This is a genomic window from Cupriavidus sp. 8B (assembly GCF_054589115.1).
In genome coordinates this window covers 86,317-110,110 of the sequence record NZ_BAAILO010000252.1, presented here as the reverse complement: position 1 = coordinate 110,110, position 23,794 = coordinate 86,317, and the positions used below count along the sequence as shown (strand labels likewise).

The window sequence follows — 23,794 nt, the reverse complement described above, 5'->3', positions numbered from 1 at the left end:
TTCGGCGAAAAGAGCGGAAAAGAGGGACCCATGTCTGAGTATCGCCTTAAGGCGATGCGAGTTTGGGTCCCGGCCGCTCTTTTCGCCGAATCCCGAGGGGGTGTCGCCCCATCCGGCGCGCCTTCTTTGCCTACTTTCTTGGCAAGACAAGAAAGTAGGTCGCCGCCCCGCAGGGGTGGTGAAATTGCCGTTGACTTTAAGCAGTTGCAGTTGCAGTCAAGCCTTTGACGCTGTGCCAGCCGCCAACCCGCCACAGCAAAAACCAACACCAAGAGTAAGGAGCCAACATGCACATAGCCTTCATCGGCCTCGGCAACATGGGCGCCCCCATGGCCCGCAACCTGCTCAAGGCAGGCCACACCCTCACCGTATTCGACCTCAACGCCACCGCACTATCAGCCCTGCAAGCCGACGGCGCAGCCGTAGCCCAATCCGCCCGCAAGGCCACCGCCGAAGCCGACTTCGTCATCACCATGCTGCCGGCCGCCGCCCACGTCCGCGCCACCTACCTCGGACCGGAAGGCGTCCTGGCGGGCGTGCGCCCCGGCGTGCCGCTGGTGGACTCCAGCACCATCGACCCGGCCACCATCCGCGCGCTGGCCGTCGAGGCAGACAAGCAAGGCAACCCGATTGCCGACGCCCCCGTCTCCGGCGGCACCGGCGGCGCGCAGGCCGGCACGCTGACGTTCATGGTGGGCGCGGAACAGACCCTGTTCGAGCAACTGAAACCAGTGCTGTCCGGCATGGGCAGAAACATCGTCCATTGCGGCGGCACCGGCACCGGCCAGGTCGCCAAGATCTGCAACAACCTGATCCTCGGCATCTCCATGATCGGCGTTTCGGAAGCCATGGCGCTCGGCGTCAAGCTGGGCATCGACGCTGGCGTGCTGGCCGGCATCGTCAACACCTCCACCGGCCGCTGCTGGGCCGCCGACACCTGCAACCCCTACCCGGGCGTGATCGAGACCGCGCCGGCCTCGCGCGGCTACAGCGGCGGCTTTGGCGCGGACCTGATGCTCAAGGACCTGGGCCTGGCCACGGATGCCGCGCGCAGCGTGCGGCAACCGCTCTTTCTCGGCGCGCTGGCGCAGCAGATCTACCAGGCGGTGAGCCAGGCGGGCGACGGCCAGCTCGACTTCTCGGGCGTGATCCGCCAGTACCTGACGCAGGAGGCGCCGAAAGCATGATCGAGCACGTCATCGACGGGCATATCGCCCGCCTAACCCTCAAGCGCCCGCCCGCCAATGCGTTCAATGCCGAGGGGCTGGCACAGTTGCAGCAACTGGTGGCCACGCTGAACGCGGACACGGGCGTGCGCGCCATCGTGATCACCGGCGACGGCAGCCGCTTCTTCAGCGCCGGGGCCGACCTCAACGGCTTTGCCGATGGCGATCGCGCTCACGCCCGGCTGATGGCGCAGCGCTTCGGCGCGGCCTTTGAGGCGCTGCAAAACGCACGCCCCCTGGTGATCGCGGCGATCAACGGCTATGCGATGGGCGGCGGGCTGGAATGCGCGCTGGCCTGCGACGTGCGCATTGCCGAGGAACAGGCCCAGATGGCGCTGCCCGAAGCCGGCGTCGGCCTGCTGCCCTGTGGCTGCGGCACGCAAACCCTGCCCTGGCTGGTTGGCGAAGGCTGGGCCAAGCGCATGATCCTGACCAATGAACGCATCGATGCCGCCACCGCGCTGCGCATCGGGCTGGTGGAAGAGGTGGTGCCTGCCGGCCACGCGCTCGACGCCGCGTTTCGGCTGGCCGAGCGCGCCAGCAATGTGAGCCCGCGGGCGGCCGCTTACAGCAAGCAACTAGTGCACCTGGCCCGCCAGGGCGTGCCGCGCGGCCCGGCGCTGGCGCTGGAGCGCGAGCGCTTTGTCGACCTGTTCGACGGCGAGGACCAGCGCGAGGGCGTCAACGCCTTCTTACAGAAGCGCGCGCCGCAATGGCGCAATGCCTAGGAGAGACGCCATGCGCCTGAACCCGAACGATGCCGCGCAAGAACGCCCCGCGGCGGCGCCTAGCGCCGAAGACGAGGTGCGCTTCCAAGAGATCAACGGCATCGGCCTGGTCACGCTCAATCGGCCGCGCCAGTTGAACGCCTTGTCCTACCCGATGATCGGCATGCTCGATGCGCGGCTTGCCAACTGGGCCGTGCGCGACGACATCGCCGCGGTGGTGCTGCGCGGCGCGGGCCCCAAGGCGTTCTGCGCCGGCGGCGACATCCGCGCGCTGTACGACAGCTTCCACGCCGGCACGCCGTTGCACCGCCAGTTCTTCGTGGACGAGTACCAGCTCGACTACCGCCTGCATGGCTACCCCAAGCCTGTGGTGGCGCTGATGGACGGCATCGTCATGGGCGGCGGCATGGGCCTGGCGCAGGCCGCGCACCTGCGCGTGGTCACCGAGCGCTCGCGCGTGGCGATGCCGGAGACCGGCATCGGCCTGGTCCCCGATGTGGGCGCGAGCCATTTCTTGTCGAAGCTGCCGCTGGCGCTGGCGCTCTATGTGGGGTTGACGGGTGTGACGCTCGGCGCTGCCGATACGCTGCTGTGCAAGCTGGCAGATATCGTCGTGCCCGCCGCGAGCCTGGAGCACCTCGAGCAGACGTTAGCCGACATCAGCTGGACAGGCGATGTGCTGGCGGACCTGCGCGCCACGCTACAGGCAACGCCTGCCGCCAGCGCACAAGAGGCGCCGCTGCAGTCGGTGTTGCCCGCAGTGCTGCGGCATTTCCGGGCAGATGCGAGCGTAGCTGGTTTGCTCGACAGCCTGGCCGCGGAATCGGACCCGGCATATGCCGACTGGGCCGCACGCACGCTGGATACCCTGCGCGGGCGCTCGCCGTTGATGATGGCGGTCACGCGGGAACTGCTGCTGCGCGGCCGCGACCTGGACCTTGCCGGGTGCTTTCGCATGGAACTCGGCGTGGTGTCGCGCGCGTTCACGCAGGGCGATTTCATCGAGGGGGTGCGCGCGCTGATCGTCGACAAGGACAATGCGCCGCGCTGGCGCGTGAAGGATGCGAGCGAGCTCAGCGAGGCCGTGGTGCGGTCGTTCTTCGACAGCCCATGGCCGCGTGAGTCCCACCCGCTGGCAATGCTTGGCCGATCAGGATGTACTGCCTGATCGTTGCACGCCCGCACGAGGCCGGCGTGTGGCCAGGCTGAAGACACCGAAGACGCCGAAGACGCTCAGTCCTTGGGCTTCGGCGCATGGCCGTGCGGCAGGTGCTCGTCCACCGGCACCTTCACCAGCCCGTCCGCGCGGAACATCGCCTTGATGCCGCGCACGGCCTGGCGGATACGCGCCTCGTTCTCGATCAGCGCAAAGCGCACGTACTCGTCGCCGTAGTCGCCAAAACCGATGCCGGGCGAGACGCAGGTCTTGGCCTTGGCCAGCAGCTGCTTGGAAAACTCCAGCGAGCCGAGCGCGCGATACGGCTCTGGGATGCGCGCCCAGATATACATCGACGCCTTGGGAATCTCCACCGGCCAGCCGGATTCGATCAGCCCGCGCGCCAGCACGTCGCGGCGCGTCTGGTAGTGCGCGGCGATCTCCTTGACGCATTGCTGGTCGCCTTCCAGCGCGGCGATGGCGGCCACCTGCAGCGGCGTGAACGTGCCATAGTCGTGATAGCTCTTCATGCGCGTGAGCGCCGCCACCAGGTCCGGGTTGCCCACCATGAAGCCGATGCGCCAGCCCGCCATGTTGTAGCTCTTGGACAGCGTGAAGAACTCCACTGCGATGTCCTTGGCGCCCTCCACCTGCATGATCGACGGCGCCTTCCAGCCATCGAACACGATGTCGGCATAGGCCAAGTCGTGCACCACGAAGATATCGTGCTTGCGCGCCAGCGCGATCACGCGCTCGAAGAAATCCAGCTCCACGCATTGCGCGGTGGGATTCGACGGAAACCCCAGCACGATCATCTTCGGCTTGGGATAGCTGCCGCGGATGGCGCGCTCCATCTCGGCGAAGAAGTCCACGCCCGGCACCAGGGGCACGGAGCGGATATCGGCGCCGGCGATCACCGCGCCATAGATATGGATGGGGTAGCTCGGATCGGGCACCAGCACGGTGTCGCCGCGATCGAGCGTGGCCAGCATCAGGTGGGCCAGCCCTTCCTTGGAACCGATGGTGACGATGGCCTCGGTGTCCGGATCGATCTCGACGTCGTAGCGTTCGCGATACCAGTGCGAGATGGCGCGGCGCAGGCGCGGGATGCCCTTGGAGGCGGAGTAACCGTGGGTATCGGGACGCTGCGCGGCTTCGGTGAGCTTGGCAACGATGTGCGGCGGCGTGGCGCCGTCCGGGTTGCCCATGCTCATGTCGATGATGTCTTCGCCACGGCGGCGCGCCGCCATTTTCAGCTCGGCGGTGATATTGAAGACGTACGGGGGAAGACGATCGATACGCGCGAAGCGGCGCTTGCCTGCGGAGGCTGACATGGATTTTCCTTGAACGTAAGCGCCCGGAACCGTCCGAGCGACGCTGCCAGCCGTTGGTGCGGCTAACCGGAAAGATCTTAGCGGCGAATGCAAGCGGCGTCTACGGCTTTTGCAACTCAGCACCGCGCGTCGGCGAATCTCGCCGTCATGTGCCGTCATGCGCCGCGCTTACTTCAACGTCTCCTCGCCCACCTTCCTCACCACGGCATCGCCGGGCCCGAGCAGGCGGCCATCCTCGGCGCGCACCTCGAGTTGCCGCACCGGTTTGCCGGCCTTGCCATCCACCAGCACCGAATGCGGTTCGCCGGGCGCGAAGAAGAACGCCTCGCCCCATTGCCGCAAACCCACCACCACGGGGAACAGTGCCCGCCCCTTCTGCGTCAGCACATATTCCTGGTAGGCGCTGCCGTCCGATGCCGGCACCTGCTCCAGGATGCCGTGCGCCAGCAGCGTGCGCAGCCGGTCGGCCAGGATGTTCTTCGCCAGGCCAAGGCTGCGCTGGAACTCCCCGAAGCGACGCAGGCCGTCGAAGGCGTCGCGCACGATCAACAGCGACCACCAGTCGCCGATCACATCGAGCGAGCGGGCCACGGGGCACTCCGCGCCTTCCAGGCTGGTTCGCCGAACCATGTCGCAACTCCATCTGCTCGCCGGCGGCACGGCGCCGCGGGATGCGGCGCGCTGCAATGGCGCCGGCTTCGGCGCCCACGGCGAGGCGGTTGCATTGTAAAACCAGCCGATCCCGTCTTCAACCTCCGGGCAAACCGCCGCGGCGGCCGTCAGTCGTCGATATTCTCGTGCACGGCGGCGGCGCCGGCCTTCCAGTAGCTGGCGGCGCGGATACGTCCCTTCTCGATGCCGCGCTCGCCCACCAGGTACTGGCGCACGGCACGGATCGCCGCGCCTTCGCCGGCGGCCCAGGCATAGCCCTCGCCGCGCGGCAGCGTCAGCTCGCGCAAGGCTTGCTCAAGCAGGTTGCCGGCGGTTGCACCCGCCGGCGCGCTATCGCGGTGCTGCCAGCGGATATCGGCATCGGCGCGGCTGGGCAGCGGGATTTCGGCGGCGGCGTTGTCCACCGCCAGCACCACCAGCGCGCGCACGCCGGCCGGCAGTTCCTCCAGGCGGCGGGCGATCGCGGGCAGCGCGGTTTCATCGCCCACCAGCAGGTGCCAGTCGAAGGCCTCGGGAATCACGAACGAGCCACGCGGGCCGCCCACGCCGAGATACTGGCCGGGCGCAGCCTGCGCGGCCCAGGTGGATGCGGGACCATCGCCATGCAGCACGAACTCGATATCGAGCTCGCCGGCAGCCGCGTCATAGCGGCGCGGCGTGTAGTCGCGCGCGGCGGGCTTCGGCGCGCCCTCGGGAAACACCGGTCCGTTGGGGCCAGGTTCGGGCAGCGCGGGCTTGTCCTGCCCGGGCGCCGGGAAAAACACCTTGACGTGATCGTCGAAGGAAGCGGAGACAAAACCCTTCAGGTCGTCGCCGGCCAGCGTGACGCGCAGCAACTGCGGCGAAACCGACTGGGTGCGCACGACTTGCAGCAAGCGCATCTTGAGTTCATGGCGAACACGTTGCACGGTAAGGTCGCGAGTATTCATGGATTTCCTGGGTGACTGGAATATGGGATACGGGAGATGGAGTGTCGGGATGCGGCTCAGCACTAGGCGCCCTGCCGGTGTGGCCCGGCATTGATCTCGGCGGTGGCTCGCGCAAGGATGGCGGCGATGCGCCGCTGCTCGGCCGGCGTGGCCTCCGTGCGCAGCAGCAGCGCCCGCTTGAGCGCCAGGCGCGCCTCGACGAACTCGGGCAACCAGCCGCCTTCGGCTTCACCCTCGTTGCCAGCCTCGGCCCCCTCGCCCGATAGCGCGCGCCGCACCCACTCCATCTTGCGCGCCACATGCTTGAGCTTGTTGAGCATCATCGCCAGCCGCTCGCGGTTGGCTTCGAGGTGTGCCAGGCCCGGCCCGGCCAGTTGGTAGCGTTTTTTGTTGCCCTCGGTATCCACGGTGGCGTAGCCGACTTCCTCCAGGAAGGTCAGCGCGGGATAGACCATGCCCGGGCTGGGCTTGTAGAAGCCGTTGGTGCGGGCCTCCAGTGCCTTGATCAGTTCGTAGCCGTGGCTCGGCTTTTCCTCAAGCAGGGACAGCAGCATCAACTGGAGATCGTCCGAGCTGAACTTGCGGCCGCGCCGCCAGCTATCGCCGTCGCCGTCGAAGCCATCCCCGCCACCGCCAAAGAAGCCGCCGGGACCGCCGCCGTGGCGGTGACGGCCAATGGCATGGCGCGCCCCGTGGGACGAAGAGGGAAAGGAAAAATCGGTAGACAGGTGGGCAAGCATGTGATGGCTAAGCCTGCCCAGAAGCGGATGGTGACGCATGATCGCGACTCCTACTATCGAAAGACATATCGTAAGATATATATCGTAAGTAAGGATGTCAAGGCGATCTTTGCGGGCACGGCTGGAGAAGCCGGCCCGCCGGGACTGCGCCATGGCATGCGCAAAGCCCGTGAAACATGGATGGCCAGCGCCACATGCGCCGGCCACGCAGGGCTACCTGGCGCCCTTCGCCGTGCTGTAGCTCGCCATCAGGTTGCGATAGTCGGGAATGTGATTGGAGAACAGCGTGCCCAGTCCTTCGATATCGTTGCGCCAGTCGCGATGCAGCTCGCAAGCCACGCCGAACCAGCTCAGCATCTGCGCCCCGGCTTCCGCCATGCGGGTCCACGCGGCATTGCGGGTGATCTCGTTGAAGGTGCCCGAGGCGTCGGTTACCACAAAGACGTCGTAGCCTTCGGCCATCGCGGACAAGGCCGGGAACGCCACGCACACCTCGGTCACCACGCCGGCGATGATCAGTTGCTTGCGGCCGGTGGCCTTTACCGCCTTGGTGAAGTCCTCGTTGTCCCAGGCGTTGATCTGGCCCGGCCGCGCAATATAGGGCGCATCGGGGAAGGTCTGCTTCAGTTCCTGCACCAGCGGTCCGTTCGGGCCGTCTTCGAAGCTGGTGGTCAGGATGGTGGGCAGATTGAAATACTTCGCCAGGTCCGCCAGCGCAAGCACGTTGTTCTTGAATTTATCGGGTTCGATATCGCGGACCAGCGATAGCAGGCCAGCCTGGTGATCGACCAGGAGCACGGCGGCCTGGCTCTTGTCCAGGCGCTTGTATGGGGTAGTCATGCGAATCTCCTTCTTGAGGATTTGAGGATCGGTGTTCGACGATTGACGCTCAGCTACGCTGCGAATCCAGCGTCTCGTGTTCGGATGCAACCTGCTGCGCCTTGATGTAGCTTTCGATCAGCAGTTGATAGTGCGGCATGGCCCGTGAGTAGACCTCCGCCCATTCCCGGGTATCCGGCCGGTTCCACGATTTCTGCATTTCCGACAGCGTGCCCATGGTGTCGATGGGCACCACGCCGGCCTGGACCAGCCGCGCGATGGTCAGGTCGGAGGCCATCTTCGACACCGTGCCCGAAGCGTCCACCACGGCGAACACCTTGTAGCCCGCAGCCACCGCGCTCAGGGAGGGGAACGCCAGGCACACGCTGGTGATGGTGCCGGCGATCACCAGGGTCTTCTTGCCGGTGGCCTCGACGGCGGCCGCGAATTCGGGGTTATCGAAGGCATTTATCTCCCCCTTGCGGGCCACATACCTGGCATGCGGCGCGGCCTGGTGGATCTCGGGGATCAGCGGCCCGTTGGGGCCTTGCGGCACCGACGCGGTGGTGATCACCGGCATCTTGAGCAGGCTGGCCGCCTTGGCCAGCGCGGTCACATTGGCGCGCAGTTGCGGCAGGTCGATGTCCTTGACCACCTGGAACAAGCCGCTCTGGTGATCGATCAGCAGCATGGCTGCATCGTCGGGATCGATCACCGGTTTCTGCCCGTTGAAATTGGCGATATTGGCAAAGGCGTTCATGTTGATGGATTCTCCGGTTTGGTTGCGGCGGGCCCACGGCCCGCCCGATCCTCAGGTGCGCTCACTGCAAGCGCCGCTCGTGCGCTGCCTCGATATGCCCGAAGCGGCCGCTGCGAAAATCCTGCAGCGCCTGCGCGATTTCTTCCTCGGTGTTCATCACGAACGGCCCGTAGCTCGCCACCGGTTCGTCGATGGCGTCGCCGTGCAGCACCAGCACCATGGCATCGCTGGTGGCCTCCACCGAAAACGCGGTGCCGGCGCGGTCGAGCAAGACCATCTGCCCCGCTTGCGCGGCCTGGCTGCCGTTGACCCGCACATTGCCGCGCAGCACGACCAGCGCCACGATGCGGCCCGCCGGCGCATCCAGGTCGACATCCGCGCCCTTGCGCAGCTGCATGTCCCACACATCCATCGGCGTGAAGGTGTGGGCCGGCCCGCGGGCTCCCCGGAATTCACCGGCGATCACGCGCATCTCGCCTGCGCCGCCCGGCAATGGCAGCGACGGGATATCCGACGACACAATGGTCTGGTAGCCCGGCGCGGCCATCTTGTCGCTGGCGCGCAGGTTCACCCACAGCTGCACCATTTCCAGCGTGCCGCCGGTGCGGGTGAAGGCCTCCGAGTGGAACTCTTCGTGCAGGATGCCGGACGCCGCCGTCATCCATTGCACGTCGCCCGGGCCGATGCGCCCGCCCTGCCCGGTGGAGTCGCGGTGCTCCAGCTCGCCCTGGTAGACGATGGTCACGGTCTCGAAGCCGCGATGGGGATGCTCGCCGACGCCGCGCCGCCGGGTGGCCGGCGCGAACTCGGCCGGGCCCGCATGGTCGAGCATCAGGAACGGGCTCAGGTGGCTGCCAAGGCTCTGCTGGGAGAACAGCGTGCGTACGGGAAAGCCGTCGCCCACCCAATGGGCATGCGGGCTGCTGTAGGTGCCGATGATCTGCTTCATGGGGATTCCTGAACGATGGCGGGCTGACTTCGCCTCTGGTGAGGAAGAGCTTAGGCGGTGGACAAGCGCGGCGGTAGTCGCCGTGCGCTATCCTCAGTGTCCTATCGATAGGACGATGACCCGATGCACCCCGACCTCAACGACCTCTTCTACTTCGCCCAGGTGGTGGACCATCAAGGCTTCGCGCCGGCAAGCCGCGCCCTCGGCATACCGAAGTCGAAGCTGAGCCGCCGTATCGGCGTGCTGGAAGAGCGCCTGGGCACTCGCCTGATCCAGCGCTCGACGCGGCGCTTCAGCGTCACCGAGATCGGGCAGAGCTACTACGGGCACTGCAAGGCCATGCTGGTCGAGGCCGATGCCGCGCAGCAGGCCATCGACCTGACGCGTTCCGAGCCCCAGGGCATCGTCCGTGTGACTTGCCCGGTGGCCCTGCTGCACGCGCGGATCGGCGCCATGGTGGCGGAGTTCATGGCCGCCTACCCCAAGGTGGTCGTGCATCTCGAGGCCACCAACCGCAGCGTGGACGTGATTGCCGAGCGCATCGACGTGGCGATCCGGGTGCGCGTGCCGCCCTTGAGCGACAGCGACCTGGTGATGCGCACGCTGGCTACCCGTGCGTGGTGCCTGGTCGCGAGTCCCGCGCTGCTCGCCGACCGCGGCCTGCCCGCGGTGCCGGCCGACGTGGCGCAGCTGCCGACGCTGGACTGGGGCCCGCCGCAACCGATGCATAGCTGGCAACTGCAAGGGCCGGAAGGCGCCAGCATGGAAATCCGGCACAGCCCGCGGCTGGTTACCGACGACATGCTTTCCCTGCGCCTCGCCGCGCTGGCGGGGGTCGGCGCGGTGGCATTGCCAAGCATGGTGGTGGAGGACGAGTTGAAGCAGGGCCGGCTGGTCATGCTGGTGCCGCAATGGCGGCCCAAGGGCGGCGTCATCCATGCCGTCTATCCCTCGCGGCGGGGCCTGCTGCCCGCGGTACGTGCCTTGATCGACTTTCTCGCCCTGCGTTTCGAGCAGCTCGTGGAGGAATAGGCCTCGCAAGCCGGCGCCCGGAGAGCCAATCCACCAGGAGGAGCTCGACCAGGATATGCGCCGGCTGTTCGGCACCGGCGACTTCGAGCACGTCAACTATCGTTTTCCTCGAGGAACCTGGCAAGCGCATCCTCTCGGTTGATCAAGTCATCGAGAAATCCTACGGCCCGAATGACCTGCGTTTCGGGCTGGGCCTGAGTTCGGATTTAACGCCTTGTGGGCAAGGTGCTGAATGACGGCACCGACGGCACCATGGCGTCCTGGACCTCTCCGGCGCAAGGCAAGCGCAAGCCGATCGAAGGCCAGTTGACGCCACTGCGCAGCAAGACCGACAAGGGCCAGTCCTGCCGGCAACTGAAGTTACAGCTCACGCGGGCGGACCAGGAAGACAACTGGACCGGCTGGTTCTGCAAGCAAAGCGACGGCCGCTGGCGCTCGCGCAAGGTAGCGGACGATTGAGCCATCACCCACAAGCTGCCGCCGCTGACGCCAGCCACGGACCAACCTTCCTCACACCCTCGCCATTCGTCGATGGACGCCTCGCCATGCGGCTCGTTCAGGTTCTCAACTCAACCAGAATCCGTTCAGCGAGATAGTCACAGGGCGGCCGCGCGGACCGGGAACTGCGGGCGAGGACAATTTCGAGATCAGCCAGCGGTGGCAAGCCGTCATTCTGGGATAACTGCACAAGATGCCCCGGTACGCTGCATCTTGCGAGCGGAGCTACCGCAAGCCCCGCTTCGACCATGCTGACAAGACCCAATAAACTTGGGCTTTCATAGGACATGCGGTATTTGATGTTCTCGCGCGCAAGCGCGCTGATGGCATTGGCTCGCGCCGTACTGCCGTGGGCGAAAACGGCGATGGGCAGCGGGCGCTCATTCCAAACCTTTCTCACGGCCGCCCCCACCCAGACCATCGGCTCGAACCGGATGAATTCCCCGGGAATGCCCTTGGCTTTGGTGAGGCAGGCCAGGTCAAGCGTATTGTCCTTGAGCAATGGCACGAGCGCGCTGCTGGGCATGCCGATCACCCGAATCTCTACCCGCGGGTGAGCCATGGCGAACTGCCTGAGCACGGACGGCAGCAATGAAGAGGCGTAGTCGTCAGGCACGCCAATGGTGACGCGGCCCTTCATCTCCGGGCGAACTACCGATGCCCATGCTTCTTCCCGCATCGCAAGCATGCGGCGGGCATAGTCCAGCAGCGTCTTTCCCTCGGCGGTAATCGTCACGTTTCGGGTCGTTCGCACGAACAGCGGCTTCCCAAGCGCTTCCTCAAGCGCCTTGATCTGCATGCTCACCGCCGATGCAGACCGGTGCACGGTCTGCGCCCCCCGAGCAAACGAGGCGGTGTCGGCGACCGCGACCACCATCTCCAGCACGTCCAGATCGAGCTTCTTCATATTAATCAGAAAAGCTGAACAAAAACTTCAGTTTAACGCGTTTTACTCGGGCATTCATCAAGTGGATACTACAGCCAATGTCCACTGGGGAACACGGAGCATGCAAGGTACGGAATCGATTTACGGATTTCTGGCGATCGGAGGAATGCTAGCCGTGACGCCGGGCCCGAACATGGTCTACGTGATGTCGCGTTCCATCGCACAAGGACGCAAGGCCGGGCTGGTATCCCTCGCTGGCGTCATGCTCGGATACCTCTTCTACATGTTTGGCGCGGCGTTTGGCATCACGGCGTTCTTCCTGAGCGTGCCCTATGCCAGCTGCATCCTGGGCGCCGTTGGCGCGCTCTATCTGTTCTACCTGGCGTGGCAAGCAGTCAAGCCTGGTGGCCGCTCCCCGCTGGAAGTCCGCGACCTGCCCCACGAGCGGCCGCGCCGGCTGTTTGCGATGGGCGCAACCACCAGCCTGTTGAATCCCAAGCTGGCGATGACCTTTCTGTCGGTCTTGCCCCAGTTCATCAACTATCGGAACGGCAGCGTTCTCCAGCAATCGCTCGTGCTCGGGTCGTCGTTGATTGTCGCATTCGCGTGCGTCAATGGCGCCGTGGCAATCTGCTCCGGCAGCATGGCAACGCTCCTGTCCCGCCGGCCGGGACTCCTGCTGGCCCAACGCTGGGCCATGGGCGCTGTTCTGCTGGTGCTGGGCGCGAACATGATTGTCGACGCCTGGAGGCTGGCGGGAATTGGCTGACTGAAGTCAAGCGCGCTTGCTGCGGCGATTCAGTGGGTGCTTGAGTCAGCCGTGCGATTCGTGCACCATTGGCGCTTTAAACGGCGCCCCGCGCTTGCACAGCAGCGCCGTGGACCAGCCTTGTGCTGCACACTCAAGTGAATCACACCGCCGAGAGCATCGACATGGTTGCCGACCTTGCCCACTCCTGGTTGACCTGCAGCGCGCCTGTGGCCGCTGCACAGGCCGCTGGCCGCCCGCTCGTGGCGCTGGAATCGACCATCATCGCTCACGGCATGCCCTACCCGGACAACGTTCGCACTGCGCGCGAAGTGGAGGCCTTGATCCGCGACTTGGGAGCCGAGCCCGCAACGATCGCGCTGATCGGTGGGCGAATCCGCATCGGCCTTTCGGACGACGAACTGGAACTGCTCGGCCGCTCGGACCAGGTACACAAGGTTAGCCGCCGCGACCTGCCGGCCGTGCTGGCCGGCGGCGGGCTCGGCGCCACGACAGTGGCTGGCACGATGATATGTGCCGCGCTGGCCGGCATTGAGGTCTTCGTCACCGGCGGCATTGGCGGCGTGCACCGCGGCGCGCAGGAGACCTTTGACATCTCGGCCGACCTGCAGGAACTGGCGAAGACCTCAGTGGCGGTGGTCTGTGCCGGTGCGAAGTCCATCCTGGACATCGGGCTCACACTGGAATACCTGGAAACGCACGGCGTGCCGGTGCTCAGTTGCGGGCAAGACAATTTCGCGGCGTTCTACACGCGCGACAGCGGCTTTCGCGCGGACTTCAGGCTGGACGATGCGGCGGAGCAGGCACGCTTCATCCGTACCAAGTGGGACTTGGGCCTCGCGGGCGGCGTGGTATTGAGCACTCCGGTGCCGGAAGCGGCAGCGATGACGTTCGAGGAGATCGACGCGCTGACCCAGCAGGCGCTCGCCGAGGCCAAAGCGCAAGGAATCACCGGCAAGGCCGTGACCCCCTTCCTGCTGGCTTGCATCAAGGCGCTGACGAGTGGACGCAGCTTGGCGACAAACATCGCACTCGTGAAACACAACGCCGAAGTGGGGGCAAGGCTGGCGCTGGCGTTGGCCCACGCGGGGCGCGGGGCAGGCGCGGCGTAGCCGAGCCGCCGGAACGTCCGCTCCCTACCAAACTTCGCGCCAGCTTCCAACGACCGCTCCTGGCCACCGGCAGTCTGATCGAGCTGCGATTTGACCATCGCCAGCAGGCAATGCGTGCCGCTGCCGCTGAATCAATATCCTCGCTGCTCCAGTCTGGGTCTGTTCACGCGAACCACGCTTTCACGGCTCTCGGGCAAGGCGAGGTTGGCGACTCCGTTCACTTGCCCATTAGACAGGTTCTCGGCCAGATACGTCTCTATTGTTCCTATCAAGTCTGTCGGCAGTGTGCCGTAGTTCTCAGCGGCGGCCTCTTTCTGGCCCTCATTGAGGGCCCAGCGGAAAAGCGCCAGCGCGGCAGCCGCGCCAGCCTTGTCCTTGGAGCTGGCTTCCATCAAGATGAATACGACGCCGGGAATCGGCCAGGATTGGTAGCCCGGCGGATCGGGCTCGATTCGATAGAAATCGTTCTCACGGCCCCAGTTCATGGATTCCACCGCAGCCTTGAAACTCACGGCCGAGGGTGCTACAAACGCGCCACTTCTATTCTGGACGATGACATACGGCAGGTGCGCCGGCGCGGCGTAAGACAGTTCTACGTAGCCGACTGCGCCCTTGATCCGCTTGACGTAAGCGGCGACAAGTTGGCTGCTCGTGACGCTCACCCCGACGGGCCAATTGACCCTTATGCCGCTCCCCACCTGTGCCCGCCATTGCGCACTCACCGTGGACAGGTAGTTCGTCCACGTGAAGGTCGACCCAGACCGATCACCGCGATGTATCACAACAATATTCAGGGGAGGGAGCAGGAGGCCGGGATTGACGGCCTTGACCGCCGGATCGTCCCATTTGGTGACTTTGCCCAGGTAGATGTCGGCCAGCAGCGAACCCGTCAAGTGAAGCTGCCCCGGGGCAATGCCATCCAGGTTGACCACCGGTACGAGGCCGCCCGCCGCCACCGGAAACTGTATGAGTCCGGATGCGCGCAATTCGTCTGGTCTGAGCGGCATGTCGGAGGCGCCAAAATTCACTGTGGCCGCTTTCAGCCGATCGATGCCAGCCCCTGAGCCAGTAGATTGGTACATGACCTGTTGGCCGGTTCTATCGTGATAGGAGACAGCCCATTTCTGCATCAGGGGATCGAAGAAGCTCGAGCCCGCGCCCGTGATCCCTCCATCTGCGTGGGCAGCCAGCGCATGACTCGCGAAGATACACGCAGTCGCGATCCATCTACACAGCCGCCACAGGCCGCGGGCGCAATGCCAATCTGAGGTTCTCATGACATCCCCGACATTCATTTTCTTGCTGGAGACACTTGCCATCCTTCGACGGCGCGATTCGATGTTCGTGTACCGCGCCCGCGAATGCGCTGCCGGTGAAGCGGGGGTTCTCTTCACTGGGCTGCAGCAATGGCTTAGCGCGTGCTCTGCGCCGCCCCCTGTCCAAGGGGCGCGGCATCCAACAGTACAAGAGCACTGTATGTCCTGCGGATGGTCGTATAAATAAGGAATCTTTCCGAAAAGAGGCTAGGGGATTGCCCTATTTGGTGAGAGGGCTCCGCCCTATTGGCTCTCGATCCACGCAGTAGCGATACCGAACGACGCCTCATGGCCGAACGCTGACATCGGCTCACCATTCGAGGGCCGACGGCGGTCATCGACGGCTTCCGACCCCGCTCCGACATTCGCACTCTGCTCTGCAACCGACTGGCGTAGAGTGTATTAATTCTGTCGCCACCCTTGCCGTGGTCTGATGCGCCTTAGTGCCGCTGTTTTGACACATTTCCTTCTACTCGAAGCGCAATAAAAGTGTCAATTCGCGTGGGTCCGAAAGAAATCTGTCAACTCACGTTTGCACTTCCTCGCTCCAGCCGTCAGGAGTCTGGGGCGTCGTATGACGAGGCCCGCCAAGCACTGTTCACGTTCCTTGAAGGCTGAACAGCCTGAAGGGCGTTTCGAGCCGGATGATCCGCAAAAAGAACTATCCGAGCATCCGGCGTAAGCTGTGGGGCGGTGCGCTTTGGTCGCCGATCTACTTCGCCGGAAGCTGCGGCGGCGCACCGATCAACGTGATCCGCCAGTACATCGAGCAGCAGCGAACGCCACACTAAGGGCCCAAAGGACGGCTACGCCGTCCGCGCTATCCTTCCCCGCCCTGAAAAGGGCGAGGTTTGCCGCGCAAGCCGATCAATCCAGGCCTCAACCCTGAAAGCACCGCCAATGCCCTCTGGGCCATGATGGATGGGGTTCATTGCCTGGCATTGCGGAAAGATGCGATGCGGCCGGAATCCGTGAGTCCAGAGGCATTGATCGGCGCGGCCTGGAGCCTGCTCGAACTCGGCATGAGAACGCGCTGAGATGATTGCAGGTGGGAATTTCACGCAGTCCCGCATTGTGCCGCCCCACTTGGCCCTGTCCGGGGAGCCAGCGGGCGGAAAATGCGCGCGTACTTGTTAGCCAATGCGAGTGCCGTGCGGTGTGCCCGCGTTGCGCAATGCGCTGTTGTAGCCTTCTACTGCTTGCCAGACACAAGCCGCTCATTACGCTCAGTCAGCGACTGGATCAGCCCCTCCACTCCGCCTTGCTGAATGCGCTCGTTGAACTGCTGCCGGTAGGTCTGCACCAGCCAGGCGCCCAGCACGTTCAGGTCATACACACGCCAGCCTTCCGGCGTTTTGTGCAGCCGGTAGTCGATCTGCACTGGCTGGCCGCTTTTCATATTGGTGGCGACGGTGCGCACCACCACGTCCGTGTCGGACGGCTCGATGCGAGACGGCGGATACTCGATCTGCTGGTCCGGGCGGAGCTGCGCGATAGCGCCGGCATAGGTGTGGATCAGCAGCAGCTTGAACTGCTCCACCACTTGCTGCTGCTGTGCCGGCGTTGCGGTGCGCCAGTAGCGGCCCATGGCGAGTTGCGTGGTGCGGTTCAGATCGGTGTACGGGAGGATGTCCTTGTTCACGATCGTGGTAATGCGCGCGATATCGCCTGGCGCGACCGCGCGGGTGCGCACTTCGCGCAGCAACTGCTGCGTCACGGTCTGGATCAGCGCCTGCGGCTTCGACTGGTCATCGACCTGGGCACGGGCTGCGCTGCCAAAGGCAAGCAATGCCGAAACAAGGGGAATCAGGAATACGTTCCTCATCGGTGGGGGTCCTGTCTGAATGTGCCTGAATGTGCCTGAATGTGCCCGAATGTCCCGTCGCATGCAGATGGCATGTTAAAGCAAACGCCATTGCGCTACATCCCCAAGTCACCCGCAAGACCGCCAGCCTGCTCCAGCATCGCCCGTGCCCCCGCCAGTATCTCCCTGGCCACATCCTGGTTGGCCACCGTGCGCGCCAGCATCAACGCCCCAACGCACTGGGAGATGACGCCCCAGGCCGCTTCACCGCTCCCGAGCCGTACCGCCAGCTCCCGCTGCATGGCCACCATGCCGTCCTCGCAGGCCTGGCGCGTGTGGGCATCGGCCCGGGCGATCTCCGCGCCCAGGCTGGGCAACGGGCAGCCTGTTTCCGGATGCCGCACATGCCCCATGGTGAGATAGCAATCCAGCATCCTTGCCAGCCAGGCGCCGTCGTCTCCCTGCCCGTCGGGCAGCAATAGCTCCCGGCTGCGCTGTAGCTCGCGCTCGATCACCTCGCGCAGCAATGCCTGCTTGGAATCGAAATGGCTGTAGAAAGCCCCGCCGGTCAGGCCGGCGGCGCCCATCAGCTGGTCAACGCCCGTCGACGCAAAGCCCTCGCGCTTGACCAGCGCGCCGCTGGCCTCCAGCACCCGCTCGCGGGTGGCAGCTTTGTGAGTGGCGGAATAACGCATTGCAGTTCCTGAGATTGTCCTGGGGCAGATGCCGCTTGACGCGACCTGCATACATACCATAACGTTCGTTTGCTAAACGATCGTTCAGCTTACGCCAGATCGGCTCCCGAGGAAAGCGGCCAGCGTGGGCAAGAGCGCAGAAAGCCCGTCCGGCCATGCCGGGCGGATCATTCCAAGACTGGAGACAAGCCATGTCCAACAAGAAAGCCATCCTTGTGGTGGGTGCCGGCGACGCCACGGGCGGCGCCATTGCGCGCCGTTTTGCTCGCGAGGGCTATATCGCCTGCGTGACGCGCCGCAGTGCCGACAAGCTCACGCCGCTGGTCGAGCAGATCCGGGCCGAGGGTGGCGAGGCCTACGGCTTTGCCTGCGATGCCCGCAAGGAGGACGAGACGGTGGCGCTGATCGAGCGCATCGAGCGCGAGATCGCGCCGCTGGAGGTGGCGATCTTCAATATCGGCGCCAATGTGCGGTTCTCGGTGCTGGAAACCACATCCCGCGTGTACTTCAAGGTCTGGGAGATGGCCTGCTTCGGCGGCTTCCTGATGGGGCGCGAGGCCGCCCGCGTGATGCTGCCTCGCGGGCACGGCTCGATCTTCTTCACCGGCGCTACCGCCAGCCTGCGCGGGCGCGACGGCATGAGCGCCTTCGCGGGGGCCAAGCATGCCCTGCGCGCGCTGGCCCAGAGCATGGCGCGGGAACTGGGGCCGAAGAATATCCACGTGGCGCACCTGGTGGTGGACGCTGCCATCGACACCGACTTTATCCGCTCGAACTTCCCCGACCGCTACGCCACCAAGCAGGACGACGGCATCGTCAATCCGGAGCACATCGCCGATACCTACTGGATGCTGCACCAGCAGCCGCGCGACGCGTGGACGCACGAGCTGGACATCCGTCCGTGGATCGAGCCTTGGTAAGCGCGCAGGGCATGAACGAAAAGCAGCATCGAGAACGCGTCACGATACCAAGCGGAGACAACGACATGAGCAGGCAAGTGGAGTTTTATTTCGACTTCGGCAGCCCCTATTCCTACCTGGCCTACAAGGAATTGCCGCGCGTGGCGCAGCGCACCGGCGCGCAGATCGTATGGCGGCCCATCCTGTTAGGCGGCGTGTTCAAGGCCACCGGCAACCACAGCCCCGCGGAGATCCCCGCCAAGGGCCGCTGGTCGAAGACCGACTCCGCGCGCTGGTCGCGCCGGTACGGTGCAAACCTGCAGCAGAATCCGCATTTCCCGGTCAACACGCTGGCGCTGATGCGCGCCGCCGTCGGCTTCCAGTTGCAGGACGAGGCCGCGTTCCACCGCTATGTGGAAGCGATATTCGCCGCCATGTGGGAACTTCAGCGCAACCTGAACGACCCCGCCGAGATTGGCGCCGTGCTGACGGCCGCCGGGTTCGACGCGCGCCAGGTGCTGGGGATGATCGATGACCCAGCGGTGAAAGATGCCCTGAAGCGGGCCACCGAGGCCGCGGTAGCACGCGGCGTGTTCGGTGCCCCAAGCTTCTTCGTCGGTGACGAACTGTTCTGGGGCAATGACCGGTTGCTGTTTGTCGAGGAAGCGCTGGCCGCATAGCCAGCGCTATCCTCCAAAGCGCGGTCGGTCAGAACGCCGGCAGGATCGCGCCCTTGAACTGCGTGGCCAGGAAGTCGCGCACTTCCTGCGACTGGTAGGCCGCCACCAGCGGCTTGACCCACGGCTTGTCCTTGTCCTGCGTGCGCACCGCGATCAGGTTGGCATAGGGGCCGCGCAGGTCTTCGGTGGCAATCGCATCCTTGGTCGGGCTGAGGCCGGCCTTGACCGCGTAGTCGGTATTGATGGAAGCCACGGCCAGGTCATCGAGCGAGCGCGGCAGGATGGCCGAGTCCAGTTCCACGATCTTCAGCTTGCGGGGATTGGCCTTGATATCGAGCGGCGTGGCGTTCTTGCCGTTCTTGCCGGCGCCATCGCGCAACGTGATCAGGCCCTCTTTCTGCAACAACAGTAGCGCGCGGTTGCCATTGGACGGATCGTTCTGGATGCCCACCCTGGCGCCGTCCGGCAGGTCCTTCAGCGACTTGAGCTTCTTCGCGTAAAAGCCCATCGGCGCCACGTACGTCAAGCCAACATTGGCGATCTTGTAGCGCCGCGCCTCGATCTGGCTGTCAAGGAAAGGTTGGTGCTGGAAGCCGTTGGCGTCCAGGTCCCCGGCATCCAGCGCGGCATTCGGCTGGGCATAGTCGTTGAATTCGATGATCTTCACGTCCAGGCCACTGCGCTTGGCCACGGTCCGCACAACCTCCCAGATCTGCGCGTCGGGGCCGCTCATGGTGCCAAGGCGCACCACCTGGTCAGCGGCGTGCGCGGCCGGCAGCACGATCATGGCGGCGGCCAGGGCAATGGATTTGAATAGACTACGGCGTTGCATGCAGGCTCCACACTCATGGTTGCGGCGCTTCGCGCGCCACGCCGATGCGCGGCGGCGCGCAAGCTGGCCGCTGTTATCAAGGCGCGACCGGCACTTGTGATGCCGGCTCGCTTGCCAGCCATGTTAGCGCTGCAGCTTTGGGCATGGAATGAAGGTGTTCGCCTATCGATATGCATGGCGTGCGCGACGCGGGCGTTCTCGGCTGCGGGTAGAATCGCGCTCCTGTTTCCTGCGGATATCCAGCAAGCCATGACGCAAACCCAGCCAGCATCGCCTGCCTACGAGGTTCTCTTCGCTTTCACCGCAGCCGCAGGCACGGTGCTGGAAATCAAGCGCCTCGGCCTGCCCGCCGACGCGCCGCGCTCGCGCAAATACCAGTGGCTGTGGGTAGCCGCGGACAATACGGGTAACACGGGCAATAGCCCGCGGCAAGCGCTGCCGTTGCAGTTTGTGTCGATGAGCCAGGGCGATTGCCAGGAGCGCGTGTTTGCCGAAGGCAAGCTGCGCTTCGGCGAGCGAGATGCGACATTGACGCTGCGCACGGGACAGACGCTGCATCTGCTGGCTTGCGCGGCGGACACGGTTCCGCCCGATGTGGCGGCGGTGGTGAGGCGTTTTGCGGCTGCGGATTGAGCCACCCTCACTCGCCCAGAAACTCCGCCAACACTTCCAGCCCCTCCACATGGTCCGCCACCACTTTGGCGATCACGGCAATGGGAATGGCCAGCAGCACGCCCCAGGTGCCCCATAGCCAGGTGAAGAGCAGCAGCACGACGAACACCGCGACGGCGTTCATCTTGGCCATGCGCCCCGTCATCCAGGTGGTCACCAGCGCGCCGATCAGCGTGGCGACCAGCAACGAGCCGCCTGCCGCCATTGCCGCCAGGGCAAAGTCGCCCGACTGCATGAAGGCAGCCAGCCCGATGCAAACCGCAATGAGTACCGCGCCGAAGTAAGGCACCAGGTGCAAGGCGGCAGCGGCCAGCGACCAGGTGCCGGCGTTGTCCACGTGCAGCCATTTCAGCAGGAACCAGGTCAGCAAGCCCACCATCGCGTTGGTGACCAGCAGCATCACCATGTAACGCTGGATCTGCCGGTTGATTTCATCGAGCATGTGCACGCTGATCTTCTTCTGCGACAGCGTGGTACCCGCCATCTTGATGAACTTGCGCTTGAACATGTCGCCGGACACCAGCATGAAGAAGGCGAGGAACAACACCACCGCCACCTGGCCGGCGACGGCAAAGACGCCCACGGAACCTGCCAGCAGGATATTGTTGAGCGAATCCCCGGCGCGCTCCACCACGATCCGGGAGCCACGCACGGGCGGCCCTTGCCCGGTGCCGCCCAGAACCGTGGCGGCGCGCCGGATCTTTTGCACCATCGAGTCGTCTCCGCTGAGCAAGGCGCCTATGGAGCGCGACAGCTTGGTGGCCACTTCCGGCAAACGGTCGATCAGGCCGGCTACCTGATCCTGCAACAGGTAGGCGCAGCAGACCACGCCGGCCAGCAACGCCAGCAGCACCAGCGAGGCGCCGAGCACGCGCGGGATGCGGCGGCCGCACAGCACCGTGACCAGCGGATCGAGCATATAGGCAACGACCACCGCCAGCACCACGGGGATCACGAAAGCGCTAGCCAGGTGCAGCGTGTAGAGCGAAGCGAGCACCGCGAGGATGGTCAGTGCCAGTTCGCCGCGCCTGCCCGGGTCGGGAACGGTTGCGGTCGCGGCCGGCTGGGCCGCCGGAGCGCCCGCAGCTACGGCTTCAGGCGCCGGCGGCTGGCTGGCCGAGGGCGCCGTCCGGCCTTCGCCGACGCCGCCAATGGCATCCGCTGGGACAGACGACTGGCTGGCCGCAGCGGGGCCGGCGTTCAGATCAGCCATGGGATTGCGGTTCCTGTCGTGATGGTCGCGTGATGGTCGCGTGATGGTCGTGTGAGTGCCGCGTGGGTGCCGGCGAGGGAAGCATGTGCGCGCAGCGCGCGCCATGCTTCATGCAAGCATAGCCTTGCCTGCCTGCATTTCTGTCGGAGAATGACGCAAGCCGGTGTAGGACAACCACGGCTTGCCGCGCGGCTCGCGATGCACCACATTGAGAGAACACGGATGCGCCGTGAAAGGGACTTCCCGACCCGCAACGCGCCGTGGCCCGCACTTTCTCCCGCCGTCCCTGCAATGACGAACTGACCCATCCTCTGCCATGCAGATACTCGATGCGCGCGCCCGACTGGTGCTGAGGCACCCATGGCGCTTCGTGCTGCGCACGCTCCGGCATTTCCGTGCCAACCAGGGCTTGCTGCTGGCTGGGGCCGTGGCGTACTACGCCTTGCTGTCGATCGTGCCGCTGCTGATCCTGATGGTGATCGCGCTGTCCCATGTGATCGAGCCGGAGTTGCTACTGGCCACCTTGTCGCGCTACCTGGAGTGGCTGGTGCCGGGGCAATCCCGCGCGCTGGTCGGCGAACTGGCCAACTTCCTGGCAAACCGCGGGGTGATCGGCTGGGTGCTGCTGGTGAGCATGATCTTTTTCAGCTCGCTGGCGTTCACGGTGCTGGAGAACGCCATGTCGGTGATCTTTGTGCACCGGGTGGCGATACGCCGCCGGCACTTCCTGGTGTCGGCGGTGCTGCCGTACTGCTATATCGTCGTGCTTAGCATCGGACTGTTGCTGGTCACGGTGGTCTCGGGCAGCCTGCAGGCGTTTGGCGAGCGGCATGTGGAAGTGCTGGGGCATGACCTGTCGCTGGACCGGATCTCCGGCACCCTGCTCTACCTGCTCGGGCTGGCGGGGGAGATCCTGCTGTTGACCTCCATCTACCTGGTGATGCCGGTGGGCCGGCTGTCGCTGCGCCATGCGCTGATCGGCGCGGTGAGCGCCGCGCTGCTGTGGGAGATCTCGCGCCACTTGCTGGTCTGGTACTTCGCCACGCTGTCGCAGGTGAGCGTGGTGTATGGCTCGCTGACCACCGCGATCGTCGTGCTGCTGAGCCTGGAGATTGCCGCCACCTTGCTGCTGCTCGGGGCGCAGGTGATCGCGGAGTTCGAGCGCAGCAGCGTCAATGCGCCGGTGCAGGCAGAGGCGGAAACGCAGACTGAGACCTTTCACACCTGAGCCGCACCGCGCGCAGGCTAAGGACTATCAGTGCAACGTCCCCAGCAGCTTCGGCAGCGAGGCAGACAGCAGTGCCACGCCGGATGCGGTCAGCAGGCTCAGCACGATCCTGCGAAATGCGATGTCACTGATGCCGATGTACAGCCGCGCGCCCAGGATGCTGGGCACCAGCATGGCCGGCCCCACCACCAGGAACATGGGCAGCATGTCGCGCGTGACGATGCCGGTGCCGACATAGGTGGCCATGGTCACGGCCAGCGTAGCCAGGTTGAAGTTCTGGATGATGGCGCGCTGCTCGTCCTTGGCCAGCCCGCGCAGGGTGCACCACAGCGTGGGGATGACGCCGGTAAAGCCGCCGATCCCACCCATGATGCCGCCGGCCGCACCGATCACGCCGTCGGCCACGCGTCCACCGGCCCGGATATGCGGCAGTTGCCTGGACATCAGCATGAGCGGGCACCAGATGACCAGCAGCCCGCCCAGGCAAGCCTTGAACACGCCGGGGTTGAGCGCCGGCAGGATCGCCACGCCAATGGGAATGCCCAGGATGCCGCCGGCCACGAAGGGCAGCAACTGCCGAGGCGAAAAGCTGCGCCGCACCGTCACCGCCGCCACCACCTGCCCGGTCAGCGAGCCGAACACGGCCATCGTCGCGGCCAGGCGTGGCTCCACCGTCCAGACCCAGAAGGACATGGCCACCATGGCGAAGGCAAACCCGGACAAGCCTTGCACGAAGCCGGCCACGATGGCGCCCAGCGCCAGGATCAGGACAGGAAATTCCATCGGTAACGCGAATGCCCGAAAGCCACGCCATGCCGCGCTATGCCGCGCGAAAGCCGCAAACT

26 protein-coding genes and 2 pseudogenes are annotated in these 23,794 nt (G+C 65.2%); 14 read left to right on the top strand and 14 right to left on the bottom strand.

Going from position 1 to position 23,794, the window contains the following annotated elements:
* Positions 1-287 precede the first annotated feature (287 nt).
* From mmsB to ACYP5B_RS24905, 3 genes are read left to right on the top strand one after another with little or no spacing between them, the layout of a single operon-like run.
* A complete protein-coding gene (gene mmsB, locus ACYP5B_RS24915) occupies positions 288-1,187 on the top strand; it encodes a 3-hydroxyisobutyrate dehydrogenase (protein ID WP_459571441.1) in 900 nt (299 codons plus the stop codon).
* Complete coding sequence (locus ACYP5B_RS24910; RefSeq protein WP_459571440.1) at positions 1,184-1,954, top strand: enoyl-CoA hydratase; 771 nt, start codon at positions 1,184-1,186, stop codon at positions 1,952-1,954. Before mmsB ends, ACYP5B_RS24910 begins: the two co-directional genes overlap by 4 nt.
* A 10-nt stretch (positions 1,955-1,964) precedes the next feature.
* Positions 1,965-3,122, top strand: coding sequence for an enoyl-CoA hydratase/isomerase family protein (locus tag ACYP5B_RS24905; protein ID WP_459571439.1), 1,158 nt, complete (start codon positions 1,965-1,967; stop codon positions 3,120-3,122).
* Between the two features lie 65 nt (positions 3,123-3,187).
* On the opposite strand, the gene alaC is transcribed toward ACYP5B_RS24905, so the two are convergent.
* From alaC to ACYP5B_RS24870, 7 genes are all read right to left on the bottom strand, one after another.
* A complete protein-coding gene (alaC, locus tag ACYP5B_RS24900) occupies positions 3,188-4,444 on the bottom strand; it encodes an alanine transaminase (protein ID WP_318232681.1) in 1,257 nt (418 codons plus the stop codon).
* Positions 4,445-4,612: 168 nt separating this feature from the next.
* Positions 4,613-5,074: a winged helix-turn-helix transcriptional regulator gene (locus ACYP5B_RS24895; RefSeq protein ID WP_459571438.1), complete on the bottom strand. Its 462-nt coding sequence runs from the start codon at positions 5,072-5,074 to the stop codon at positions 4,613-4,615.
* 149 nt (positions 5,075-5,223) lie between these two features.
* Positions 5,224-6,045 (bottom strand): siderophore-interacting protein, encoded by an 822-nt coding sequence (locus ACYP5B_RS24890; protein ID WP_459571437.1) that lies wholly within the window; start codon positions 6,043-6,045, stop codon positions 5,224-5,226.
* A 62-nt stretch (positions 6,046-6,107) separates the two neighbouring features.
* Positions 6,108-6,824 carry a PadR family transcriptional regulator gene (locus ACYP5B_RS24885; RefSeq protein ID WP_459571436.1) on the bottom strand — a complete coding sequence of 239 codons (717 nt, stop codon included), beginning with the start codon at positions 6,822-6,824 and terminating at the stop codon, positions 6,108-6,110.
* 174 nt (positions 6,825-6,998) lie between these two features.
* Positions 6,999-7,625 (bottom strand): isochorismate family cysteine hydrolase YcaC, encoded by a 627-nt coding sequence (gene ycaC / locus ACYP5B_RS24880; RefSeq protein WP_318232684.1) that lies wholly within the window; start codon positions 7,623-7,625, stop codon positions 6,999-7,001.
* Between the two features lie 49 nt (positions 7,626-7,674).
* Positions 7,675-8,364, bottom strand: coding sequence for an isochorismatase family protein (locus tag ACYP5B_RS24875; protein ID WP_459571435.1), 690 nt, complete (start codon positions 8,362-8,364; stop codon positions 7,675-7,677).
* A gap of 61 nt (positions 8,365-8,425) precedes the next feature.
* Positions 8,426-9,313 carry a pirin family protein gene (locus ACYP5B_RS24870; protein WP_400093499.1) on the bottom strand — a complete coding sequence of 296 codons (888 nt, stop codon included), beginning with the start codon at positions 9,311-9,313 and terminating at the stop codon, positions 8,426-8,428.
* Between the two features lie 123 nt (positions 9,314-9,436).
* On the opposite strand from ACYP5B_RS24870, the gene ACYP5B_RS24865 reads away from it, so the two are divergent.
* From ACYP5B_RS24865 to ACYP5B_RS24855, 3 genes and pseudogenes are all read left to right on the top strand, one after another.
* A complete protein-coding gene (locus ACYP5B_RS24865; RefSeq protein ID WP_459571434.1) occupies positions 9,437-10,345 on the top strand; it encodes a LysR family transcriptional regulator in 909 nt (302 codons plus the stop codon).
* Between the two features lie 16 nt (positions 10,346-10,361).
* Positions 10,362-10,551, top strand: a pseudogene (locus ACYP5B_RS24860) (patatin-like phospholipase family protein); the annotation flags it as partial.
* Between the two features lie 10 nt (positions 10,552-10,561).
* Positions 10,562-10,804, top strand: coding sequence for a hypothetical protein (locus tag ACYP5B_RS24855; protein WP_400093501.1), 243 nt, complete (start codon positions 10,562-10,564; stop codon positions 10,802-10,804).
* Positions 10,805-10,901: 97 nt separating this feature from the next.
* Here the strand turns inward: ACYP5B_RS24855 and ACYP5B_RS24850 are convergent, their stop codons facing one another.
* The gene (locus ACYP5B_RS24850) at positions 10,902-11,750 is read right to left on the bottom strand and encodes a LysR substrate-binding domain-containing protein (protein ID WP_318232689.1); all 849 of its coding nucleotides are present in this window, start codon (positions 11,748-11,750) and stop codon (positions 10,902-10,904) included.
* Positions 11,751-11,850: 100 nt separating this feature from the next.
* Between ACYP5B_RS24850 and ACYP5B_RS24845 the strand changes: the two genes are divergently transcribed.
* Both ACYP5B_RS24845 and ACYP5B_RS24840 read left to right on the top strand, forming a co-directional pair.
* On the top strand, positions 11,851-12,498 hold the full coding sequence (locus tag ACYP5B_RS24845) for a LysE family translocator (protein WP_459571433.1): 648 nt from the start codon (positions 11,851-11,853) through the stop codon (positions 12,496-12,498).
* 164 nt (positions 12,499-12,662) lie between these two features.
* A complete protein-coding gene (locus ACYP5B_RS24840) occupies positions 12,663-13,610 on the top strand; it encodes a pseudouridine-5'-phosphate glycosidase (protein WP_459571443.1) in 948 nt (315 codons plus the stop codon).
* A gap of 131 nt (positions 13,611-13,741) precedes the next feature.
* On the opposite strand, the gene pstS is transcribed toward ACYP5B_RS24840, so the two are convergent.
* The gene (gene pstS / locus ACYP5B_RS24835; RefSeq protein WP_459571432.1) at positions 13,742-14,887 is read right to left on the bottom strand and encodes a phosphate ABC transporter substrate-binding protein PstS; all 1,146 of its coding nucleotides are present in this window, start codon (positions 14,885-14,887) and stop codon (positions 13,742-13,744) included.
* 653 nt (positions 14,888-15,540) lie between these two features.
* Between pstS and ACYP5B_RS24830 the strand changes: the two are divergent.
* A pseudogene (locus ACYP5B_RS24830) lies at positions 15,541-15,717 on the top strand (transposase); the annotation flags it as partial.
* 60 nt (positions 15,718-15,777) lie between these two features.
* The gene (locus tag ACYP5B_RS24825; RefSeq protein WP_459571431.1) at positions 15,778-15,963 is read left to right on the top strand and encodes a hypothetical protein; all 186 of its coding nucleotides are present in this window, start codon (positions 15,778-15,780) and stop codon (positions 15,961-15,963) included.
* A 155-nt stretch (positions 15,964-16,118) separates the two neighbouring features.
* Here ACYP5B_RS24825 and ACYP5B_RS24820 read toward each other — a convergent pair whose 3' ends face one another.
* Entirely contained in the window at positions 16,119-16,751 is a 633-nt protein-coding gene (locus tag ACYP5B_RS24820) for an MlaC/ttg2D family ABC transporter substrate-binding protein (RefSeq protein ID WP_459571430.1), read from the bottom strand.
* A gap of 95 nt (positions 16,752-16,846) precedes the next feature.
* The gene (locus ACYP5B_RS24815) at positions 16,847-17,425 is read right to left on the bottom strand and encodes a TetR/AcrR family transcriptional regulator (RefSeq protein WP_400093507.1); all 579 of its coding nucleotides are present in this window, start codon (positions 17,423-17,425) and stop codon (positions 16,847-16,849) included.
* Positions 17,426-17,616: 191 nt separating this feature from the next.
* On the opposite strand from ACYP5B_RS24815, the gene ACYP5B_RS24810 reads away from it, so the two are divergent.
* Together ACYP5B_RS24810 and ACYP5B_RS24805 are read left to right on the top strand one after the other, a co-directional pair.
* On the top strand, positions 17,617-18,345 hold the full coding sequence (locus ACYP5B_RS24810) for an SDR family oxidoreductase (RefSeq protein WP_150985585.1): 729 nt from the start codon (positions 17,617-17,619) through the stop codon (positions 18,343-18,345).
* A 65-nt stretch (positions 18,346-18,410) separates the two neighbouring features.
* Complete coding sequence (locus tag ACYP5B_RS24805; protein WP_459571429.1) at positions 18,411-19,004, top strand: 2-hydroxychromene-2-carboxylate isomerase; 594 nt, start codon at positions 18,411-18,413, stop codon at positions 19,002-19,004.
* A 28-nt stretch (positions 19,005-19,032) separates the two neighbouring features.
* On the opposite strand, the gene ACYP5B_RS24800 is transcribed toward ACYP5B_RS24805, so the two are convergent.
* Positions 19,033-19,836 (bottom strand): MetQ/NlpA family ABC transporter substrate-binding protein, encoded by an 804-nt coding sequence (locus tag ACYP5B_RS24800; protein ID WP_459571428.1) that lies wholly within the window; start codon positions 19,834-19,836, stop codon positions 19,033-19,035.
* A gap of 249 nt (positions 19,837-20,085) precedes the next feature.
* Here ACYP5B_RS24800 and ACYP5B_RS24795 point away from each other — a divergent pair, with 249 nt between their 5' ends.
* Positions 20,086-20,469 (top strand): hypothetical protein, encoded by a 384-nt coding sequence (locus ACYP5B_RS24795; RefSeq protein WP_459571427.1) that lies wholly within the window; start codon positions 20,086-20,088, stop codon positions 20,467-20,469.
* A 7-nt stretch (positions 20,470-20,476) separates the two neighbouring features.
* Here the strand turns inward: ACYP5B_RS24795 and ACYP5B_RS24790 are convergent, their stop codons facing one another.
* Positions 20,477-21,721, bottom strand: coding sequence for an AI-2E family transporter (locus ACYP5B_RS24790; protein ID WP_459571426.1), 1,245 nt, complete (start codon positions 21,719-21,721; stop codon positions 20,477-20,479).
* A 316-nt stretch (positions 21,722-22,037) separates the two neighbouring features.
* Here ACYP5B_RS24790 and ACYP5B_RS24785 point away from each other — a divergent pair, with 316 nt between their 5' ends.
* Positions 22,038-22,949 (top strand): YihY/virulence factor BrkB family protein, encoded by a 912-nt coding sequence (locus ACYP5B_RS24785; protein WP_459571425.1) that lies wholly within the window; start codon positions 22,038-22,040, stop codon positions 22,947-22,949.
* A gap of 27 nt (positions 22,950-22,976) precedes the next feature.
* Here ACYP5B_RS24785 and ACYP5B_RS24780 read toward each other — a convergent pair whose 3' ends face one another.
* Positions 22,977-23,732, bottom strand: a complete 756-nt coding sequence (locus tag ACYP5B_RS24780) for a sulfite exporter TauE/SafE family protein (RefSeq protein WP_459571424.1) — start codon at positions 23,730-23,732, stop codon at positions 22,977-22,979.
* Positions 23,733-23,794 lie beyond the last annotated feature (62 nt).

What these genes read in the sequence shown, in the direction of transcription:
- ACYP5B_RS24815 (WP_400093507.1), bottom strand. Translation starts at nt 17,425, where the DNA reads ATGCGTTATTCCGCCACTCACAAAGCTGCCACCCGCGAGCGGGTGCTG.
- ACYP5B_RS24840 (WP_459571443.1), top strand. Translation starts at nt 12,663, where the DNA reads ATGGTTGCCGACCTTGCCCACTCCTGGTTGACCTGCAGCGCGCCTGTG.
- ycaC (WP_318232684.1), bottom strand. Translation starts at nt 7,625, where the DNA reads ATGACTACCCCATACAAGCGCCTGGACAAGAGCCAGGCCGCCGTGCTC.
- ACYP5B_RS24805 (WP_459571429.1), top strand. Translation starts at nt 18,411, where the DNA reads ATGAGCAGGCAAGTGGAGTTTTATTTCGACTTCGGCAGCCCCTATTCC.
- ACYP5B_RS24865 (WP_459571434.1), top strand. Translation starts at nt 9,437, where the DNA reads ATGCACCCCGACCTCAACGACCTCTTCTACTTCGCCCAGGTGGTGGAC.
- ACYP5B_RS24890 (WP_459571437.1), bottom strand. Translation starts at nt 6,045, where the DNA reads ATGAATACTCGCGACCTTACCGTGCAACGTGTTCGCCATGAACTCAAG.
- ACYP5B_RS24800 (WP_459571428.1), bottom strand. Translation starts at nt 19,836, where the DNA reads ATGCAACGCCGTAGTCTATTCAAATCCATTGCCCTGGCCGCCGCCATG.
- ACYP5B_RS24910 (WP_459571440.1), top strand. Translation starts at nt 1,184, where the DNA reads ATGATCGAGCACGTCATCGACGGGCATATCGCCCGCCTAACCCTCAAG.
- ACYP5B_RS24780 (WP_459571424.1), bottom strand. Translation starts at nt 23,732, where the DNA reads ATGGAATTTCCTGTCCTGATCCTGGCGCTGGGCGCCATCGTGGCCGGC.
- ACYP5B_RS24885 (WP_459571436.1), bottom strand. Translation starts at nt 6,824, where the DNA reads ATGCGTCACCATCCGCTTCTGGGCAGGCTTAGCCATCACATGCTTGCC.
- pstS (WP_459571432.1), bottom strand. Translation starts at nt 14,887, where the DNA reads ATGAGAACCTCAGATTGGCATTGCGCCCGCGGCCTGTGGCGGCTGTGT.
- ACYP5B_RS24870 (WP_400093499.1), bottom strand. Translation starts at nt 9,313, where the DNA reads ATGAAGCAGATCATCGGCACCTACAGCAGCCCGCATGCCCATTGGGTG.
- ACYP5B_RS24850 (WP_318232689.1), bottom strand. Translation starts at nt 11,750, where the DNA reads ATGAAGAAGCTCGATCTGGACGTGCTGGAGATGGTGGTCGCGGTCGCC.
- ACYP5B_RS24820 (WP_459571430.1), bottom strand. Translation starts at nt 16,751, where the DNA reads ATGAGGAACGTATTCCTGATTCCCCTTGTTTCGGCATTGCTTGCCTTT.
- ACYP5B_RS24795 (WP_459571427.1), top strand. Translation starts at nt 20,086, where the DNA reads ATGACGCAAACCCAGCCAGCATCGCCTGCCTACGAGGTTCTCTTCGCT.
- ACYP5B_RS24875 (WP_459571435.1), bottom strand. Translation starts at nt 8,364, where the DNA reads ATGAACGCCTTTGCCAATATCGCCAATTTCAACGGGCAGAAACCGGTG.
- ACYP5B_RS24905 (WP_459571439.1), top strand. Translation starts at nt 1,965, where the DNA reads ATGCGCCTGAACCCGAACGATGCCGCGCAAGAACGCCCCGCGGCGGCG.
- ACYP5B_RS24790 (WP_459571426.1), bottom strand. Translation starts at nt 21,721, where the DNA reads ATGGCTGATCTGAACGCCGGCCCCGCTGCGGCCAGCCAGTCGTCTGTC.
- ACYP5B_RS24785 (WP_459571425.1), top strand. Translation starts at nt 22,038, where the DNA reads ATGCAGATACTCGATGCGCGCGCCCGACTGGTGCTGAGGCACCCATGG.
- ACYP5B_RS24845 (WP_459571433.1), top strand. Translation starts at nt 11,851, where the DNA reads ATGCAAGGTACGGAATCGATTTACGGATTTCTGGCGATCGGAGGAATG.
- alaC (WP_318232681.1), bottom strand. Translation starts at nt 4,444, where the DNA reads ATGTCAGCCTCCGCAGGCAAGCGCCGCTTCGCGCGTATCGATCGTCTT.
- mmsB (WP_459571441.1), top strand. Translation starts at nt 288, where the DNA reads ATGCACATAGCCTTCATCGGCCTCGGCAACATGGGCGCCCCCATGGCC.
- ACYP5B_RS24810 (WP_150985585.1), top strand. Translation starts at nt 17,617, where the DNA reads ATGTCCAACAAGAAAGCCATCCTTGTGGTGGGTGCCGGCGACGCCACG.
- ACYP5B_RS24895 (WP_459571438.1), bottom strand. Translation starts at nt 5,074, where the DNA reads ATGGTTCGGCGAACCAGCCTGGAAGGCGCGGAGTGCCCCGTGGCCCGC.